The organism is Vibrio sp. SNU_ST1 (genome assembly GCF_030563405.1).
Classification (GTDB): domain Bacteria; phylum Pseudomonadota; class Gammaproteobacteria; order Enterobacterales; family Vibrionaceae; genus Vibrio.
Genome location: NZ_CP130748.1, coordinates 1,864,298 through 1,880,785, shown reverse-complemented (window position 1 = coordinate 1,880,785; position 16,488 = coordinate 1,864,298). Strand labels below are relative to the sequence as shown.

14 protein-coding genes are annotated in these 16,488 nt (G+C 43.5%); 10 read left to right on the top strand and 4 right to left on the bottom strand.

The annotated features are described in order from the left end of the window. Positions 1-74: 74 nt before the first annotated feature. From Q5H80_RS08145 to Q5H80_RS08135, 3 genes are all read right to left on the bottom strand, one after another. Complete coding sequence (locus tag Q5H80_RS08145; protein ID WP_304564267.1) at positions 75-1,436, bottom strand: L-serine ammonia-lyase; 1,362 nt, start codon at positions 1,434-1,436, stop codon at positions 75-77. Positions 1,437-1,556: 120 nt separating this feature from the next. After that, entirely contained in the window at positions 1,557-2,810 is a 1,254-nt protein-coding gene (locus Q5H80_RS08140; RefSeq protein WP_304564266.1) for an aromatic amino acid transport family protein, read from the bottom strand. Positions 2,811-3,119: 309 nt separating this feature from the next. Then, a complete protein-coding gene (locus Q5H80_RS08135; protein WP_304564265.1) occupies positions 3,120-3,719 on the bottom strand; it encodes a CoA pyrophosphatase in 600 nt (199 codons plus the stop codon). Between the two features lie 305 nt (positions 3,720-4,024). On the opposite strand from Q5H80_RS08135, the gene Q5H80_RS08130 reads away from it, so the two are divergent. From Q5H80_RS08130 to Q5H80_RS08120, 3 genes are all read left to right on the top strand, one after another. After that, entirely contained in the window at positions 4,025-4,567 is a 543-nt protein-coding gene (locus Q5H80_RS08130) for a heme NO-binding domain-containing protein (RefSeq protein ID WP_304564264.1), read from the top strand. Between the two features lies 1 nt (position 4,568). Beyond that, a complete protein-coding gene (locus Q5H80_RS08125) occupies positions 4,569-6,266 on the top strand; it encodes an ATP-binding protein (RefSeq protein WP_304564262.1) in 1,698 nt (565 codons plus the stop codon). 177 nt (positions 6,267-6,443) lie between these two features. Beyond that, positions 6,444-7,061: a porin family protein gene (locus Q5H80_RS08120; protein WP_304564260.1), complete on the top strand. Its 618-nt coding sequence runs from the start codon at positions 6,444-6,446 to the stop codon at positions 7,059-7,061. A gap of 123 nt (positions 7,062-7,184) precedes the next feature. Here the strand turns inward: Q5H80_RS08120 and pabB are convergent, their stop codons facing one another. Beyond that, the gene (gene pabB, locus Q5H80_RS08115) at positions 7,185-8,591 is read right to left on the bottom strand and encodes an aminodeoxychorismate synthase component I (RefSeq protein WP_304564258.1); all 1,407 of its coding nucleotides are present in this window, start codon (positions 8,589-8,591) and stop codon (positions 7,185-7,187) included. Positions 8,592-8,845: 254 nt separating this feature from the next. Between pabB and Q5H80_RS08110 the strand changes: the two genes are divergently transcribed. The 7 genes from Q5H80_RS08110 to Q5H80_RS08080 all read left to right on the top strand — a co-directional run bounded on the left by Q5H80_RS08110 (position 8,846) and on the right by Q5H80_RS08080 (position 16,363). After that, a complete protein-coding gene (locus Q5H80_RS08110; protein ID WP_304564257.1) occupies positions 8,846-10,366 on the top strand; it encodes a fumarate hydratase in 1,521 nt (506 codons plus the stop codon). A 137-nt stretch (positions 10,367-10,503) separates the two neighbouring features. Next, positions 10,504-10,689, top strand: coding sequence for a hypothetical protein (locus tag Q5H80_RS08105; protein ID WP_004734731.1), 186 nt, complete (start codon positions 10,504-10,506; stop codon positions 10,687-10,689). 211 nt (positions 10,690-10,900) lie between these two features. Continuing rightward, positions 10,901-12,274, top strand: coding sequence for a YcjX family protein (locus Q5H80_RS08100; RefSeq protein ID WP_304564208.1), 1,374 nt, complete (start codon positions 10,901-10,903; stop codon positions 12,272-12,274). A 14-nt stretch (positions 12,275-12,288) separates the two neighbouring features. Next, the gene (locus Q5H80_RS08095) at positions 12,289-13,341 is read left to right on the top strand and encodes a YcjF family protein (protein WP_304564207.1); all 1,053 of its coding nucleotides are present in this window, start codon (positions 12,289-12,291) and stop codon (positions 13,339-13,341) included. 187 nt (positions 13,342-13,528) lie between these two features. Then, complete coding sequence (gene tyrR, locus Q5H80_RS08090; protein WP_304564206.1) at positions 13,529-15,073, top strand: transcriptional regulator TyrR; 1,545 nt, start codon at positions 13,529-13,531, stop codon at positions 15,071-15,073. Between the two features lie 73 nt (positions 15,074-15,146). Beyond that, positions 15,147-15,734: a ribosomal protein S5-alanine N-acetyltransferase gene (gene rimJ / locus Q5H80_RS08085; protein ID WP_304564205.1), complete on the top strand. Its 588-nt coding sequence runs from the start codon at positions 15,147-15,149 to the stop codon at positions 15,732-15,734. A gap of 155 nt (positions 15,735-15,889) precedes the next feature. Beyond that, positions 15,890-16,363, top strand: a complete 474-nt coding sequence (locus Q5H80_RS08080) for a DUF2947 domain-containing protein (protein ID WP_004734736.1) — start codon at positions 15,890-15,892, stop codon at positions 16,361-16,363. Positions 16,364-16,488 lie beyond the last annotated feature (125 nt).

The following is a 16,488-nucleotide window of genomic DNA, read 5'->3' as shown; positions in this document are numbered from 1 at the left end:
ATTGGCGTTCCTTTTTATTATCTGCTCGTTATCAAGCAGACTGAGTTAAGTGTTGGCTTGTTAACGAATACAGACTAGCAAACAACCTTAACAGCCAAACCACCTTGAGACGTCTCACGGTATTTAGCGTTCATGTCTTTACCTGTTTCTAGCATTGTTTCGATAACTTTATCTAGAGAAACAGTCGGAGCCGAAGAGCGACGAAGTGCCATACGAGTCGAGTTGATTGCTTTAACTGCAGCAATGCCGTTACGCTCGATACATGGTACTTGTACTTGGCCAGCAACTGGGTCACACGTTAGACCTAGGTTGTGCTCCATGCCGATTTCTGCAGCCATACATACTTGCTCAGGGCTACCACCCATAAGCTCAGCAAGGCCAGCAGCAGCCATAGAACACGCCACACCAACTTCACCTTGACAGCCAACTTCAGCGCCAGAGATAGAAGCGTTACGCTTGTAAAGACCACCGATCGCGCCAGAAGCTGCGAAGTAACGGATGTAGTCTTTCTCTGTTACCGTTTGGATGAACTTATCGTAGTAAGCCAATACAGCAGGGATGATGCCACATGCGCCGTTTGTTGGTGCCGTTACTACACGACCGCCAGCTGCGTTTTCTTCGTTTACTGCGAAAGCAAACATGTTCACCCAGTCAACAACCGTCATTGGATCATTAGTTGTTTTTTCTGAAGTGATCAGTTGTTGGCGAAGTGCTGCTGCACGACGAGGTACACGCAGTGGACCAGGCAGGATACCTTCAGTATTCATACCGCGATCCATGCACTCACGCATCGTTTTCCAGATGTTAGCGAAGTAAGTACGAGACTCTTCGTCTGAATGGAAAGCCGCTTGGTTTTGCATAACCAGCGTACTGATAGAAAGACCACTTTCTTTACACTGATTAACTAGCTCTTCAGCTGTTGTGAATTCGTAAGGTGCTTTAATTGGGTTTTCTTCTTCTTTGCCGAAGTTCTCTTCGTCAACAATAAAACCGCCACCAATTGAGTAGTACGTTTTTGAGTATGCTACTTCGTCATCAATCCAAGCATGAATGCTCATGCCATTTTCATGTAATGAAAGGTTCGAAGTATGGAAGTTCATACCGCCATCGCGTGGGAACGATACTGTATGACAGTGCATGCCAACAGGAAGGCGCTCAGTTTCTTCTACGCGAGCAATGAAGCCGGCAATAGAATCGATATCAACACGCTCAGGAGTATTGCCAGCAAGACCCATGATGATTGCGATATCTGTGTGGTGACCTTTCCCTGTCAGTGATAATGATCCATATACGTCCACGGTGATTTTAGTGATGTCGCGCAATTTTCCCATTGAACGTAGGTCATCAATAAACTCTTTACCCGCTTTCATTGGTCCAACCGTATGTGAGCTCGATGGACCAACACCGATTTTATAGATATCAAATACACTAATCATTGCGATTACCTCAAAAAGAGAGCCTCCCAAGGGGAGTAGGGAGGCTCATTTATTATCGTTATATTTTTTGTTTAATCTCGCGATATAAGATGAATGTCATCTTATAAAAAACGCTTGAGATTAAAGAGCGCCGTAGATTACAGAACTAATCGCCGCTAGACCACATAAAGCTGTAAAGATCTGCACAGGTGCTGAAGTTTTGTACTTAGCCATCGCTGGTACTTTCTGCATCGCGAATACAGGCATTAGGAATAGGATAGCTGCAATCATTGGAGCACCCATTGTTTCAATCATACCTAGGATGCTTGGGTTAACTACCGCAACAATCCAAGTTGTAACAACGATGAACGCTAGTGATGCTTTCTCAATCGTGCTGATTGAAGAACCAGAGCGAGACTTGATTAGACCAACAAGACCTTCATGAGCACCTAGGAAGTGACCGAAGTAGCTAGAAGTGATTGCTGCGAACGCTACAAGAGGACCCATGTAAGAGATAAGTGGAGACTCATGAACGTTAGCTAGGTAAGAAAGAACCGAAATGTTCTGTGCTTGTGCTGTTGCTAGTTGCTCTGGAGAAAGAGAAAGTACTACAGAGAATACGAAGAACATTACAAAACCCATCAGCATCATTGCTGCGCCGCCAGTGATCGCGTCAGTTTTCTTAACTGCGTCTTCACCGTATACACGACGTTGCTCTTTAGAGAACTGTGAAATGATTGGGCTGTGGTTGAAAGAGAACACGATGATTGGAATCGCAAGCCAGATAATAGAAGGCATTGCTGACCATTCTGGGCTTGTTTCCATCATTGAAGTGTTCCAATCAGGAACTAGGTAGAAAGATAGTGCTAGTAGGATGAACACTAGTGGGTAAACCATTGCTGAAGTTGCTTTAAGCATCAGCTCTTTACCGAATACAACACCTGCTGTCATAGCAAGGATAAGTGCACCAGAAAGAAGAGGACGAGGAATAGATTCCATGCCCATTTGGTTTACTAGGAAAGAATCAACTGTGTTTGTGATACCAACACCGTAGATAAGAACGATTGGGTAGATAGCGAAAAAGTAAGCAAAAGTAATAAGGTTTGCGCCAGTCTTACCGAAGTGTTCTTCAACTGTGTCTGTAATATCTGCTTCAGGGTTCTTAGAAGATAGTACGAAACGAGCTAGAGATTTGTGTGCGAACCAAGTCATTGGTGCCGCGATTAAAGCTAGGATAACTAGTGGCCAAAAACCACCTGCACCAGCTTTGATTGGAAGGAATAGTACACCAGCACCAACTGCTGTACCGAATAGTGATAAACACCAGGTAAAATCTTTATAGTTAAACTTGCTTGTATCTGTAACGGCATTTGCCGAAGAAGTTGTTGTGTTCATGTTAAATTACTCATTTTTTGGGAACAGGAAATAAGTCGGGGCTAATTCTGCAGAATTTTCTTCTACAAAAAATAGATCTAAATCATGTAATGAAACGGCGTGTCACATGATATGCGAAAAACGGATTTTTGATCACGAAAATAGCGTGCCACAGGTGATTTATGTTCATGCGTGAAATTAGTTTAACTAATGCGAAAGGAGGGGTTGTATAGAATTATACCAGGGAAACGTTTGCGTAAAATTGGATTAATAAATCTGTTCCATGGAAAAGGCTGTATTTGTTAACAAGGATTAAACAAAACGTAGTTGCTATGTATTTGGTTGCACTATGTGTTGCTGCAGAGATTGTATGATTTGAGCCGTAACGCCCCAAATTAGGTGCTCTTGGAAGGGCATCGCAAAAACACGATGCTTGATTTGTTTCAAGTTGACAGTGTGACTGTGTAACTTGGCTTGGTCTAAAACATAGGTGGCGGGAACCTCAAAAATTGAGGCAACTTCGTTCTCATCGAGGATAGCTTCATAGTTAGGATCGACCATTGCAACAATTGGTGTAACCAAAAATTTACTAATGGTACTCAAAGAGGGTAATTGCCCAACAATTTTAACTTGATTCGATCGAATTCCGACCTCTTCGTAGAGCTCTCTAAGTGCGGTAAATTGCATAGAGGGGTCGGAGAGTTCGTGTTTACCTCCGGGAAAACTGACTTGACCTGGGTGATGCTTTAAATGAGCGGCTCTTTTAGTAAAAATGACATGTAAACCATCTTCTCGTTCTACTAAACCAACCACGACTGCCGCTTTACGCAATTGATCGCGACTAATGTGCGAAACGCGCTCTACTGATTCTGGGTGATAGCCAACGGTAGGGTTAAGTTGGAACTGTTGAAGGAAGCTTTCTTTATTCATATCAAGCCAATATATTGATTATTATGATTTTAAGTATAGACATAACCGTGTGTTGATTACCAATTTTGCATTCGTCTTTATTTCCTCACCTTTAAGTTTATTCAATCACTGCACATAAGTAGGGACTGGGAAGTTAGCAACCTCTTCAAAGCCGCGGATTTTGCTACATCTAATAGACGATCTTCTACATGTAAGCGTTATCCATGTCATAAAATTAGGTGATGACATGGATATTTTGTGTTTAAGAATTTGATAACAATAACTTAGTGGACCATTCTAAAAAGAAACAGTAGAAAAGGTATGAGATGAAAGGAATCATATTCACCGAATTTTTAGAGCTTGTTGAAGACAAGTTTGGGTTAGAGCTTTTGGAAGAAGTTCTAGAGATGTCAGAAGATGAAGGGATCTACACATCAGTCGGAAGTTACGACCACAAAGACCTTGTTCGGTTGATTATCAACTTGAGCAAGAAAACCGACATTGATGCCGCAAGCTTACAACGTGTTTTTGGGCAGTCGGTGTTTAAGAACTTACTGGCCTCATTGCCTAATAAAGCGAGCCTTACGCATAGTAATAGCACCTTTCAATTTATCCAGCATGTGGAGCGTTATATCCATGTCGAAGTGAAAAAGCTCTATCCGGATGCAGAGCCACCGGTATTTAGCTTTATTACGTCAAGTGAGGTACAACTCGTATTCGACTACAAAAGTGCAAGATGCATGTCCCATGTTTGCTTAGGACTCATTGAGGGGTGTGCTGACTACCATGGTGAAACCATCGCCGTAGAAATGACGCCACAAAATGATGACCAAAGTGTGGTTAGGTTTAATCTCAAAGTAGAAAAGTAATATGGATCTGGCATTAGCCCTAGAGAAAAAGCTCAAACGACAAATTGCTGCGCGAAAAGTGGCAGAAGCCTTGTTGGAACAAAAAAGTCTCGAACTGTTTGAGTCTAACCAACAACTTGAACTTGCGCTCCGTCAGTTAGAAAAGCGTTCAAATGCGAATATACGTCGTATTGAATTCCAAGAACAAATTGACAACCTACTCATTGATTTCGGTCGCACAGTTCTTATGAATGATTTAGATGATGTCATGCTGTCACAATTGACGACGAGTGTGAGTAATAGCTATCTGATTGAAGCCAGTCGTTTGATTTTGCCTCCGAAGTTACTTCCTCAGTTAAAAACCTGCGACTATGGCGATGAAATCGTAGAGGTGCGAGATCAAGATATTCAAGAACCTCATTGGCAAGACAATCTGCTTACAGTGCCTATTGAGGTCGAGAAGGTGATCGTTGGTGCGTTAATCGTCCAAGTTAGATTGTTGGATCTAGATCATGAGTTTATCCAGAGTCAACTGTTGTTAGTCACCGACCTTATCTGTAGCGCACTAACTCACCAGCTTGCTATCAACCGGAATATTGAGTCACGTAAACGAGCTGAAGAGTCCGAAAGGGCGACGCGTGATTTTGTTGCAATGATAAACCATGAGTTAAGAACTCCGCTCAATGGCTTACTCGGTAGTGCTGAATTAATCAGTAATACAGAACTGAACAGTTCTCAACGAGAGATAGTGAATAACCTAAGCCAATCCGGTGAGTTTTTAAGAACCATCATCAATGACCTTCTCGATTACAGTAAAATCAATGCGGGTATGCTGGAGTTAATTCCCAAAACATTTGCACTCCAAGATTTGAGAAATACCATTGATAGTATCTTTACCAATCGAGCGATTGAAAAGCAGATCCAGTTTGATGTCAATGTAACCGATGGGGTACCCAGTCACTTCTATGGTGACTTAGAGCGTATTACTCAATTGTTCGTGAACTTAATCGGCAATGCAATTAAATTCACCGATCAAGGTCACGTGAGCGTAGAGATAAAATGGCTTAACGACCAATTTATTTTTTCTGTTGAGGATAGTGGTGTTGGTATTGCTCAATCTGCTATTAAGACATTGTTTGAGCCTTTTACACAGGCGGATAACTCAAGTAGCCGAAATTACGAAGGGACAGGGCTTGGTTTAGCGATTTGTCGCAAGCTAGCTGCGTTAATGAATGGAGACATTGAGGTGAGCAGTATTGTTGGTTCGGGTACGACATTTACCATTTCACTCCCTCTTCAAGTTGTCGATACACTGGCTGAGCGCGATAGTGTCGCCAAAGGTTTTGAGTCTGAGGTTGAATTGACATTGCTTAAAGTACTGGTGGTTGATGATATTAAGATGAACCAGATCATCATCCAACAAATGCTACGTAAATACGAAATAGAGCCAGCGATTGCCGGTAATGGTATAGAAGGGTTGGAATTAGCGTCGAATAATGAGTATGACATTGTGTTTATGGATTGCCGGATGCCAGTCATGGATGGTTTTGAAGCGACGAAGAAACTGCGAAGTTCAGGGTATAGCCAACCAATTATTGCATTAACCGCTGGTACGACAAAAGAAGAGCGAGAGTTGTGTATTGAATCTGGTATGGACGATATATTGAGTAAACCCTATACCGCTAACGACTTAGTGATAATGCTGAATAAGTGGGGCTAATAAATATCATTGCATTTGCAGTGAGTGAATATGCGACGTGATTGGTTCATCTCTAATGTTTTGAGTATATTATCAATGTAACAAGTGAACTTACAATGCTATACGTTCACTTACTTTATTGGTCGCTTTTATTAATTATATTAAGGAGGTTTGAAAAAACTATAAAAAGGATTCGATATGAATAAATTGATTGTGGTGCTTGCTATAGTGACCTCTTTTCCTGCGTTAGCTGCACAAAAAGATACAAATGGTTTCTATATCGGAGTAGGAGCTGGTTCAACTGAACTTGATGATGGTGGTTTTGGTAAGGCTATAACTCGCAAAACCACGACAACTGAGACGGAATCACCTTCTTATAAACTCATTGCCGGTTATCAGATCAACCGTATTATTGGTATCGAAGGGCAATATACTAAATATGGAACGTCTACAACAAAAGTAGGAAGTTCAAAAGCATTCACAACAGATTTTAGTTCAATTAGCGTTGCTGCGAATGTTGGTTATACGTTCGATATTGGTCTTCGACCTTATGCACTTCTAGGTTATAGCTTTTTAAATTCAGAAATTGAAAACAGTGGTAAGAATAAATACTTTGCGACTAAGTCATCAACCGTATCTGGTATAAAAATGGGGGTGGGCGTAGAGTACGCAATTCCTGCTGTACCAGTTCTAGCATTACGTGCAGGTATTGATTGGGAAGCGGCTGATATAAAAGTGAAAGATGAAAAGAACAAAGAGTTATCTAACGTTCACACACTAGGCTCATTCTATTTGGCGACGACATACACATTCTAAGCTAGTGTAAAGGAAGAAGCTAAGTGGGTCATAGCTCACTTAGCTTCTTTAATATGCAATAACTTTCCACATTGGCTTTTTAGCTGTTTTTAATAGCCCGTTTTAATAAATCTAAGATTATAGTTATCTATCAGCCAGCACTGGTAATATTTGGCTTAGCTTATCAAGAGTCTCTTGATATTCAGAAGCACAATCACTATCGAATACCACACCACCGCCAGCCCATGCATAAAGCGTATTGTTCTCTGCCACTAACGTACGAATAGTAATGCTAGTGTCCATTCTGCCATTTCGGCTGATGTAGCCAATACTGCCGCAGTACGCTGAACGTCGATGTGGTTCTAACTCTTCAATGATCTGCATCGCGCGAATTTTTGGTGCACCGGTAATCGATCCTCCAGGGAAACAAGCTCTCAGAAGGTCAGTTGCAGAATATTGGTCATCAAGGTCCGCTCGTATCGTGCTTACTAAGTGGTGCACGGCAGGGAAGCTTTCAATATCGAAGAGCTTTGGTACATGAACCGATCCCGGTTTTGCGACTCGGCCAATATCATTACGAAGCAGGTCGACGATCATCAAGTTTTCTGCCTGATCTTTTTCTGCTGCTGTTAAGTCTTGAGCATTGGCATCATCAATCATAGGGTCTTCAGAACGAGGGCGTGTACCTTTGATCGGTTTTGTTTCAATGGTGCCACTATTGAGTTCTAAGAATCGTTCAGGCGAAACACTGATGATTGCGCAGTCGGCCAAACGGATGAAGCCAGAAAACGGTGCCGAGTTGTATTGCTCTAACTTTTCATAAGCGAGCCATTCGCTGCCTTGGTAATCGGCACGAAAGCGCTGGGCAAGGTTTATCTGATAACAGTCACCCGACAATAAGTACTCTTGAACGCTATCGAACTTATTGGCATAACTTTGCTCAGTCATATTAGATTGCCATGGGGTAGTTAATCCAAACTTTTGATGAGCTCGTTCTGTTTGTTCCGCTCTTTCTGCTTGTTGGCTTGGCGATTGTTGTTGAGTTAACCAATCCCAATGGGTATCAATGTTTTGCCCAACAAGGAACGCAGTTTTAAGCTTATGATCAACAATCACAGACCATTCATACAATCCAACCGCCATGTCTGGCGCAGAAATATCACGCTTAGCAAGAGAGGGAAGAGCTTCCACTCGTCGGCCCAAATCGTAGCTAAAATAGCCTAAAGCACCACCAATGAAAGGCAGTTCAGGATGCTCACTGGTTGCGGGTAGTAATTGCTGCTGATATTGGTCGAGTAGTTCGAAAGGGTCTGACTCTGAAACTTCGCACGTCTCGTTAACATTAATGGTTGTTTTTACACCGATTGTCTCGAAGGTGGCGATGGGTTGAGCAACTAAAATGTCGTATCGACTATCAACGTGGCTTTCTGAGGCCGACCGTAATAGCATTGCCCACGGCACGCTTTCAATATGAGAAAACAGCTGTTTAGCTAAAGTTGATTGATATTCAAGCGGCTTGATTTGGATAGAGCGAAATTCGTTGTTATTCATTTGTTTAATTTGTGACAAAGAGTTCGATCACTGCATGGCGTGTGAGAGGAAGCAAGAGTATCATAAATTGAAAATAAAATGGGTTCTTGATTAGAACGGAGTAATCCAAGTGGTTTAGTTTACAGCTATGCAAGCGATTGCTAAAGCAACTAAATACAGCTCAACATAATAAAAAGCTAAGCCAACTAATCCGGTTAGACAAAAACAGTCAAACCAAGACCCCACATGGAACCAGAACAATAAAGAGGCATGCAATGACGGTTATTCGTAAGCAAGATGTGATCAGCAGTGTCGCTGACGCACTTCAGTACATTTCTTATTATCACCCTTTAGACTTTGTCCAAGCCCTAGAAAAAGCGTACGAGAAAGAAGAGAGCCAAGCAGCTAAAGACGCGATCGCTCAGATTCTTATCAACTCGCGTATGTCTGCGGAAGGCCACCGTCCAATTTGTCAGGATACGGGTATTGTTACTTGTTTCGTGAACATCGGTATGGATGTTAGGTGGGAAACAGATCAAACAGTACAAGAGATGGTTGATGAAGGTGTTCGTCAAGCTTACAACAACCCAGATAACCCATTGCGTGCATCTGTCCTAATGGACCCTGCAGGTAAGCGTATTAATACCAAAGACAACACACCAGCGGTTGTTCACATTAATATGGTTCCAGGCAACCAAGTTGAAATTCAAATCGCGGCAAAAGGCGGCGGTTCTGAGAATAAAACCAAGATGGTAATGCTTAACCCTTCCGATGATATTGCTGAGTGGGTAGAGAAGACGCTACCAACAATGGGCGCGGGCTGGTGTCCACCGGGCATGCTCGGCATAGGTATTGGTGGTACGGCGGAGAAAGCCGCGGTACTCGCTAAAGAATCTCTGATGGAGCATATCGATATTCAAGAGCTTATCGACAAAGGCCCAGAGAACGCAGAAGAAGAGCTTCGTTTAGATATCTTCAACCGTGTAAACAAACTGGGTATTGGCGCACAAGGTCTTGGCGGTCTAACGACTGTGGTTGACGTGAAAATCAAAACAGCACCAACGCACGCAGCATCTAAACCTGTTTGCTTGATCCCGAACTGTGCGGCAACGCGTCACGTACACTTCACTCTAGATGGCAGCGGCCCGGCAGAGCTAACACCACCTAAACTAGAAGAGTGGCCAGATATTACTTGGGAAGCAGGCGCAAATACACGCCGTGTTAACCTAGATGAAATTACTAAAGAAGACGTTCAAGAGTGGAAGACCGGCGAAACAGTTCTTCTATCAGGCAAGATCTTAACCGGTCGTGATGCTGCTCATAAGCGTATTCAAGGCATGCTTGAAAGTGGTGAAGGTTTACCAGAAGGTGTCGACCTGAAAGGTAAGTTCATTTACTACGTTGGCCCTGTTGATGCAGTGGGTGATGAAGCGGTAGGTCCTGCTGGCCCGACAACGTCTACTCGTATGGATAAGTTCACCGACATGATGCTAGAAGAAACCGGCATTATGGGCATGATTGGTAAAGCAGAGCGTGGCCCTGCAACCGTTGAATCAATCAAACAACATAAGTCAGTTTACCTAATGGCCGTTGGCGGCGCCGCTTATCTTGTTGCAAAAGCAATTAAGAAAGCACGTGTTGTTGCGTTTGAAGATCTCGGTATGGAAGCGATTTACGAATTTGAAGTTGAAGACATGCCAGTAACGGTTGCGGTTGACTCTAACGGCGTGAACGCGCACCAGATCGGCCCTGACACGTGGAAAGTAAAAATTGCTGAAGCTGAAAAAGCCAAATAAGAATTGGCATCAGCGTTTGAATCACGACTTTTCATAGAAAGTTAAATACGAAAGTGCAGCATTATTTGCACTTTTGTCTTATTATCAATGATATAGTGATAAACACATAGTTTGATATAAGAACATAGGAGAGAGGAATGCCTCGTTTTATTCAGATCCTACAGATTATCTTGGCAGTGGTGATTGGTGCTTTTGTTGGTTACGACCTGATCTTGAAAGGGATCAGCATTTTTGATAATAAATACGTGACGATTACTTGTGCGCTTTGGCTAATTGCAGAGATTGCACTGTTTGTTATCTACAAGTTGATTGAAGACGATTAAGAGTCGGATATCGCAGAAAAATTCTAAAGCCCCTGATTATGAACGTAGTCAGGGGCTTTTATTCATCTAGCATTAAGAATGTGTATTGCATACTCACTACTGTTAGCAAAAGAAAAGCAAAAGCATACAAACAATCCCAACAGGGAAAGAACATAGGCTAGCCTATCTATTAATCATAACCGACTAGCCTAATTATCACGGAGTCGTTCAAATGAAACACCTAACTCAAGAAATGAGTGACTTTATAAGCAGAGGAACGGATTCTCATATTCGAGTAGCGGTCACGGGGCTTTCTCGTGCGGGTAAGACAGCATTCATTACTTCGCTGGTTAATCAGCTTCTTCATACGTCTACCCATAAAAATCTACCACTGCTCGCATCGGCGAGAGATGGCCGAATTATTGGCGCAAAGCGCATTCCACAACACAACATGATGATTCCACGTTTTTCTTATGATGAAGCGATGGAGTCGTTGAATGCACAGCCCCCAGAATGGCCGGTGCCAACGCGTGATGTCAGTGAGATTCGTCTAGCAATCAAATATAAGCCTGCCAAAGGTGCAAAAAAGCTGCTGAGTAAAAACAGCACCCTTTATCTCGATATTGTCGATTACCCGGGTGAGTGGTTACTGGACTTACCTTTGCTAGATATGGACTTCGATACCTGGAGTCAATCTCAGTTTGCCGCATTGAAAGGCGACAGAGAAACCTACTCGCGACAGTGGAACACAATGCGTGGCGACATTGACTTGCTAGCCGAAGCCGAAGAAAAGAAACTGGTCGCGATTGCCGATAGCTATACTCAGTACCTCCATACTTGTAAGGATAACGGATTGCACTGGGTTCAACCGGGTCGATTCGTTCTGCCGGGTGAGCTTGAAGGCGCACCTGTGCTGCAATTTTTCCCGTGCATCGCGCCCGAGGGTAAGTTTTCAAAAACAAGTAACTATGCGGTTTTAAAAGCGCGTTATGAAGAGTATCAACAGAAGGTCGTGAAAGCGTTCTACAAGAACCACTTTGCGACGTTCGATAGACAAATCGTGCTGGTGGACTGCTTACAGCCGCTCAATGCGGGCTATGACTCTTTCATGGACATGCGTGGTGCGTTAGAGCAGTTATTGAAGAGTTTTAAGTACGGGCGAAGCAATATACTAAGACGCTTGTTTGCTCCGAAGATTGACAAGATCTTGTTCGCAGCAACTAAGGCTGACCACGTGACACCGGATCAACATCCGAACTTGGTATCGCTGTTACAACAGATGGTGCATCCGGCTTGGCAACAGGCGGCGTTTGAACACATCGACATGAGTTGCATGAGCATCGCGTCTATTCAAGCGACGAGCGCAGGCTACATTTCGTCGGGTTCAGACAATGTCCCCGCACTGCAAGGTGTGACTTTAGATAATGTTCCTCAAACCATGTATCCGGGAGAGGTACCGCGTAAACTGCCAAACAAACAGTATTGGGAAACCAACCAGTTTGATTTCACAAGCTTTAGGCCGATTGAACAGCACTCTGACGAGCCTTGTCAGCATCTGAGAGTCGACAAGGTCTTAGAGTATCTCATTGGCGATAAGTTGAAGTAATTGAGGCAATCAGTATGAGTGAGTTAAAAACGAAACAAGTCTTTGATGAACCGATGAAGACCTCTTTCGATGAGCCGGATAAGAATGAAGTTACCCCAGATTTGGGTGCCCAACAGCTATTCACGGAACAAGAGAAATTTGTCCCCGTCGCGCCACAAGTGGAAACTGACCTTGATGGTGAAGCTGAGCAGCAACTGGAACAAGTGATTCGACCGAGCAAAAAGAAGAAGTGGTTTGGAACGGGTTTACTTGTCGCTTTCTCCGGTTTAGTCGGTTGGCAAGCGATTGACTCTGTCATTACCGCGATTCAAACCTCAGACTGGCTCGCGTTAGGTTGGGCTGGCTTTATTGCTGCAATCGCTTCATTAGGCTTGGGTGCAATAGGCAAAGAGCTGTGGAAGCTGCGTTCGCTGAAAGACCATTTCAACGTTCAAGAGCAGAGTGAAGAGCTACTTCAGAGCCAAAGTGTCGGTAAAGGCAAAGCGTTCTGTGAACACATTGCGAAGCAGGGCGGTATTGTCGCCGAATCACCCGCTTATGATAAGTGGCGAAACAGCATTAACCCTGCGCACAGCGATGCTGAAGTCTTGGATATGTATGATGCGCTCGTTGTTGCCCAACAAGATAAAGTGGCAACTCAAATTGTCACTAAGTTCTCGACCGAATCGGCCGCTTTGGTTGCCGTGAGCCCATTGGCGGCTGCGGATATGTTGCTGGTAGCGTGGCGTAATTTCACCATGATAGACAAGCTTGCTGATGTGTATGGCATTGAGCTTGGCTACTGGTCTCGTATTAAGCTATTTAAACTGGTGTTAATCAACATGGCAGCAGCGGGAGCCAGTGAACTCGCGATTGATGCAAGTATGGACCTTGTCTCGATGGATCTTGCAGGTAAAGTCTCTGCAAGAGCAGGGCAGGGGCTCGGTGTCGGCATCCTCACAGCGAGGCTGGGCTTAAAAGCCATGACATTGCTGCGTCCTATGCCTTGGCATAATGAGCGAAAAGTAAAACTATCCGACCTTCGCAAAGCCGTCCTTTCTGAAATAAAGCGCATTACCCTAAAGTAAAGCGAAGTGCTTAAAATTGAAATATAGAAAATAAAGCGAATTACCTTCCTATAAAATCTATCTACACAAGGAAGTTGAGTAATTTGCGAGCGAAGAGTAAACATATGTTTACTCTTCTTCTTGACTGAACTTAGAGCTTAATCCACACTACTGTCAACTTATCCTGACACCTATAATAGGACTATTTGTGCGTCTTGAAGTATTGTGTGAAGACAGACTCGGCTTAACGCGTGAGTTGCTCGATATCTTGGCCTCAAAAAGCATTGATTTACGAGGAATCGAAATTGATGTTAAAGGTATTATTTACCTAAATTGCCCGGATATTAATTTTGATGCTTTTAGTGAACTTATGGCTGAAATTCGCCGAATTTCAGGTGTGAAGGATGTACGCAAAATCCAGTTTATGCCAAGCGAAAGGCATAACACAGAGCTGATTGCTCTGCTGGCAAACCTACCTGACCCCGTGATTGCGATTGACCTTAAAGGCTCAGTCGACATGGCGAACCACGCTGCATTGAACCTCTTCAACAAGCAAGAAGACGAAGTGATCGGTGAACCACTAGCGACGTTCGTTCCTAGCTTTAACTTCGCTCGTTGGATTGAAGGCGATGTAACGCGTCACCGGGAAGTCGTGGTGCTAGATGGCCTAGATTTCTCTATTGAAATTCTGCCAATTTATCTAGGTGGTGATGTGAACGAGGCGGTACTGGCGAGTGCAGTAATGACGATTCGTTCTTGTAACCAAGAGATGAACGCACCAGACGCCATCCCTGAACAGAACAACCTAGGTTTTGAACACTTTGTTGGTGTCTCTAATCGCCATAAAGCCTTGATCAGCCAAGCTAAGAAACTGGCTATGCTAGATCAACCTCTGCTTATTGAAGGGGATACAGGCACGGGTAAAGAGATGCTGGCGAAATCGTGTCATAACCGTTCAAATCGATCGTCTTTTCCATTCTTGATTCTAAGCTGTGCATCGATGCCTGATGACGTAGCAGAAACGGAATTGTTTGGACATGCACCGGGCTCATTCAACCATGAGCAAGGTCATAAAGGCATCTTCGAACAAGCGAATGGCGGTACGGTATTTTTAGATGAAATCGGCGAAATGAGCCCGCATCTACAAATCAAACTGCTACGTTTCTTGCAAGATGGTTCATTCCGTCGTGTTGGTGAAGAAGAAGAGATGCACGCGGATGTCCGTATTATCGCATCAACGCGCCATCGCCTTTCTGAATTAGCCGACTCGGGCTCGTTTCGTGAAGATCTGTTCTACCGCTTGAATGTACTGACTTTATCGATTCCTGCTTTGCGTGAACGTTCAAACGATGTTGCGCCATTACTGGAGCTATTCGTTGCAAAGTACGCACAGCAGTTAGGTATGTTGAAACCAAAGCTGACTCAAGAACTAATCGACCAATTAGGTAACTACCAATGGCCGGGCAATATTCGTCAGTTAGACAACATGGTTCTACGTGCACTAACAGAGTTGGATTCAGATACGCTAACGGTTGAGCAATTCCACCTGCCACAGCTTGACACTATGACTGCTGGAATGGCGAACTTAAGCTTAGACGGCTCGCTTGACGAGATCATGAAAGACTATGAATCTCAGATTTTAGAGAAGCTTTACCAGTCATTCCCATCAAGCCGTAAGCTTGCTAAACGTCTGAATGTTTCTCACACGTCAATAGCGAATAAACTTCGCGATTACGGCATCAGAAAGAGCTGATGATATTAGACTGCTAAATTCGGTAAGAGTGAGGCGGTAACGTAAAAAGAGACAAAAGAATAAGAACAAGACTATGGAAGATTCGAGTACGCAGCAACGTATTGATAAACGTGATGGTAACCTAATTTTACGAACGGCTGAGATCTATGATGCGAACATGATCAGTGAGTACTTTCAGGTGAACAGAGAGTACCTTAAGCCTTGGGAACCGACCCGAGAAGATGCGTTCTTTGACAGAGCGGATTGGGCTCAACGGCTGATTAAGTTAAACGAACTCCATAAATTGGGGCTAGGCTATTATTGCTTGTTGATTAATGCCGATTCAAATGAAATGTTAGGGACTATCTCATTTAGTAATTTGTCACGTTTCCCGTTCTACGCGTGCAACGTAGGTTATTCACTTGCAGAGCATGCTCAAGGGCACGGGTACATGCGCAGAGGCCTGAGCATGGCGAAAGACTACATGTTTGATGTGCAGAACATGCACCGCTTAATGGCGGGCTATATGCCTCACAATGAACGCAGTGCGGGTGTACTAGAACATCTTGGTTTTGTTCGAGAAGGTTTTGCTAAAGACTACCTACAGATCAACGGTAAATGGGAAGACCATGTACTGACCGCGTTAGTTAACCCAAACTGGGAAGACAGACGCAATGCTTAGGCGCAGTTGTATTTAGCAACAAGCGCATTTAAGTAAGCAAGCTAACAACGAATTTAAAGGCAGCGAATATCAAGCGAACTCTAATCGCCGCTGCATCAAAAAGAACATATAGGCATGGTAATCCATAAGCCTGAGAAGAAATTTGAGGAATTTTGATGTCATACACAACTTTGGACGAATACCAAAGAAAATGGATTTTTACTCACCAGTCAATGCCACTACCCGCTGAAGATTTGGAAAAGATAAAACCAATGACACAGGCGAGAGCATCTCAGTTTTGGAAAGAGAACGTGAGCCCTCAAAGCCCGGATGCAGAAAGACTAAGTTCGCAAGACTGGCCAAGTAAAGCGTCTAACTGGAATGAAGAGATCAGCTGGATGGCAAATTGGGAAGCCGATGAGCCTGAAATGCCAGAAGAAATCCTTAACTTCATTGATTGGCAAGATGACGTAACTGTTTATTTTTGCTATGAAAAATACAATGTACTTGAAACCAAATGGTCGGTTTTCAAGAAGCATTGGAAAAACTTTTTGTTCTACGATGATGGCCCTATTTTACTAGGTCGCCGTCGTTCAGAAGCACTTTGGTTTGCTACAAATGGTACGGTTAAAATTGGCAACCGTGCTTAAGTTGATTTAATCGTGCGAGTGTTGGCGATCCGATCAACAGATAGACAGACAAGAAGCGAGCATTAAGCTCGCTTTTTTATACTTGATGATCTTTGAAAATTATGGGGAATACCCACTGTCTGAGC

Excerpts from the sequence above, each read along its gene's own strand:
- Q5H80_RS08140 (WP_304564266.1), bottom strand. The coding sequence starts at position 2,810 with ATGAACACAACAACTTCTTCGGCAAATGCCGTTACAGATACAAGCAAG.
- Q5H80_RS08100 (WP_304564208.1), top strand. The coding sequence starts at position 10,901 with ATGAAACACCTAACTCAAGAAATGAGTGACTTTATAAGCAGAGGAACG.
- Q5H80_RS08125 (WP_304564262.1), top strand. The coding sequence starts at position 4,569 with ATGGATCTGGCATTAGCCCTAGAGAAAAAGCTCAAACGACAAATTGCT.
- Q5H80_RS08080 (WP_004734736.1), top strand. The coding sequence starts at position 15,890 with ATGTCATACACAACTTTGGACGAATACCAAAGAAAATGGATTTTTACT.
- Q5H80_RS08110 (WP_304564257.1), top strand. The coding sequence starts at position 8,846 with ATGACGGTTATTCGTAAGCAAGATGTGATCAGCAGTGTCGCTGACGCA.
- Q5H80_RS08130 (WP_304564264.1), top strand. The coding sequence starts at position 4,025 with ATGAAAGGAATCATATTCACCGAATTTTTAGAGCTTGTTGAAGACAAG.
- Q5H80_RS08120 (WP_304564260.1), top strand. The coding sequence starts at position 6,444 with ATGAATAAATTGATTGTGGTGCTTGCTATAGTGACCTCTTTTCCTGCG.
- Q5H80_RS08145 (WP_304564267.1), bottom strand. The coding sequence starts at position 1,436 with ATGATTAGTGTATTTGATATCTATAAAATCGGTGTTGGTCCATCGAGC.
- Q5H80_RS08095 (WP_304564207.1), top strand. The coding sequence starts at position 12,289 with ATGAGTGAGTTAAAAACGAAACAAGTCTTTGATGAACCGATGAAGACC.
- Q5H80_RS08135 (WP_304564265.1), bottom strand. The coding sequence starts at position 3,719 with ATGAATAAAGAAAGCTTCCTTCAACAGTTCCAACTTAACCCTACCGTT.
- Q5H80_RS08105 (WP_004734731.1), top strand. The coding sequence starts at position 10,504 with ATGCCTCGTTTTATTCAGATCCTACAGATTATCTTGGCAGTGGTGATT.
- pabB (WP_304564258.1), bottom strand. The coding sequence starts at position 8,591 with ATGAATAACAACGAATTTCGCTCTATCCAAATCAAGCCGCTTGAATAT.
- rimJ (WP_304564205.1), top strand. The coding sequence starts at position 15,147 with ATGGAAGATTCGAGTACGCAGCAACGTATTGATAAACGTGATGGTAAC.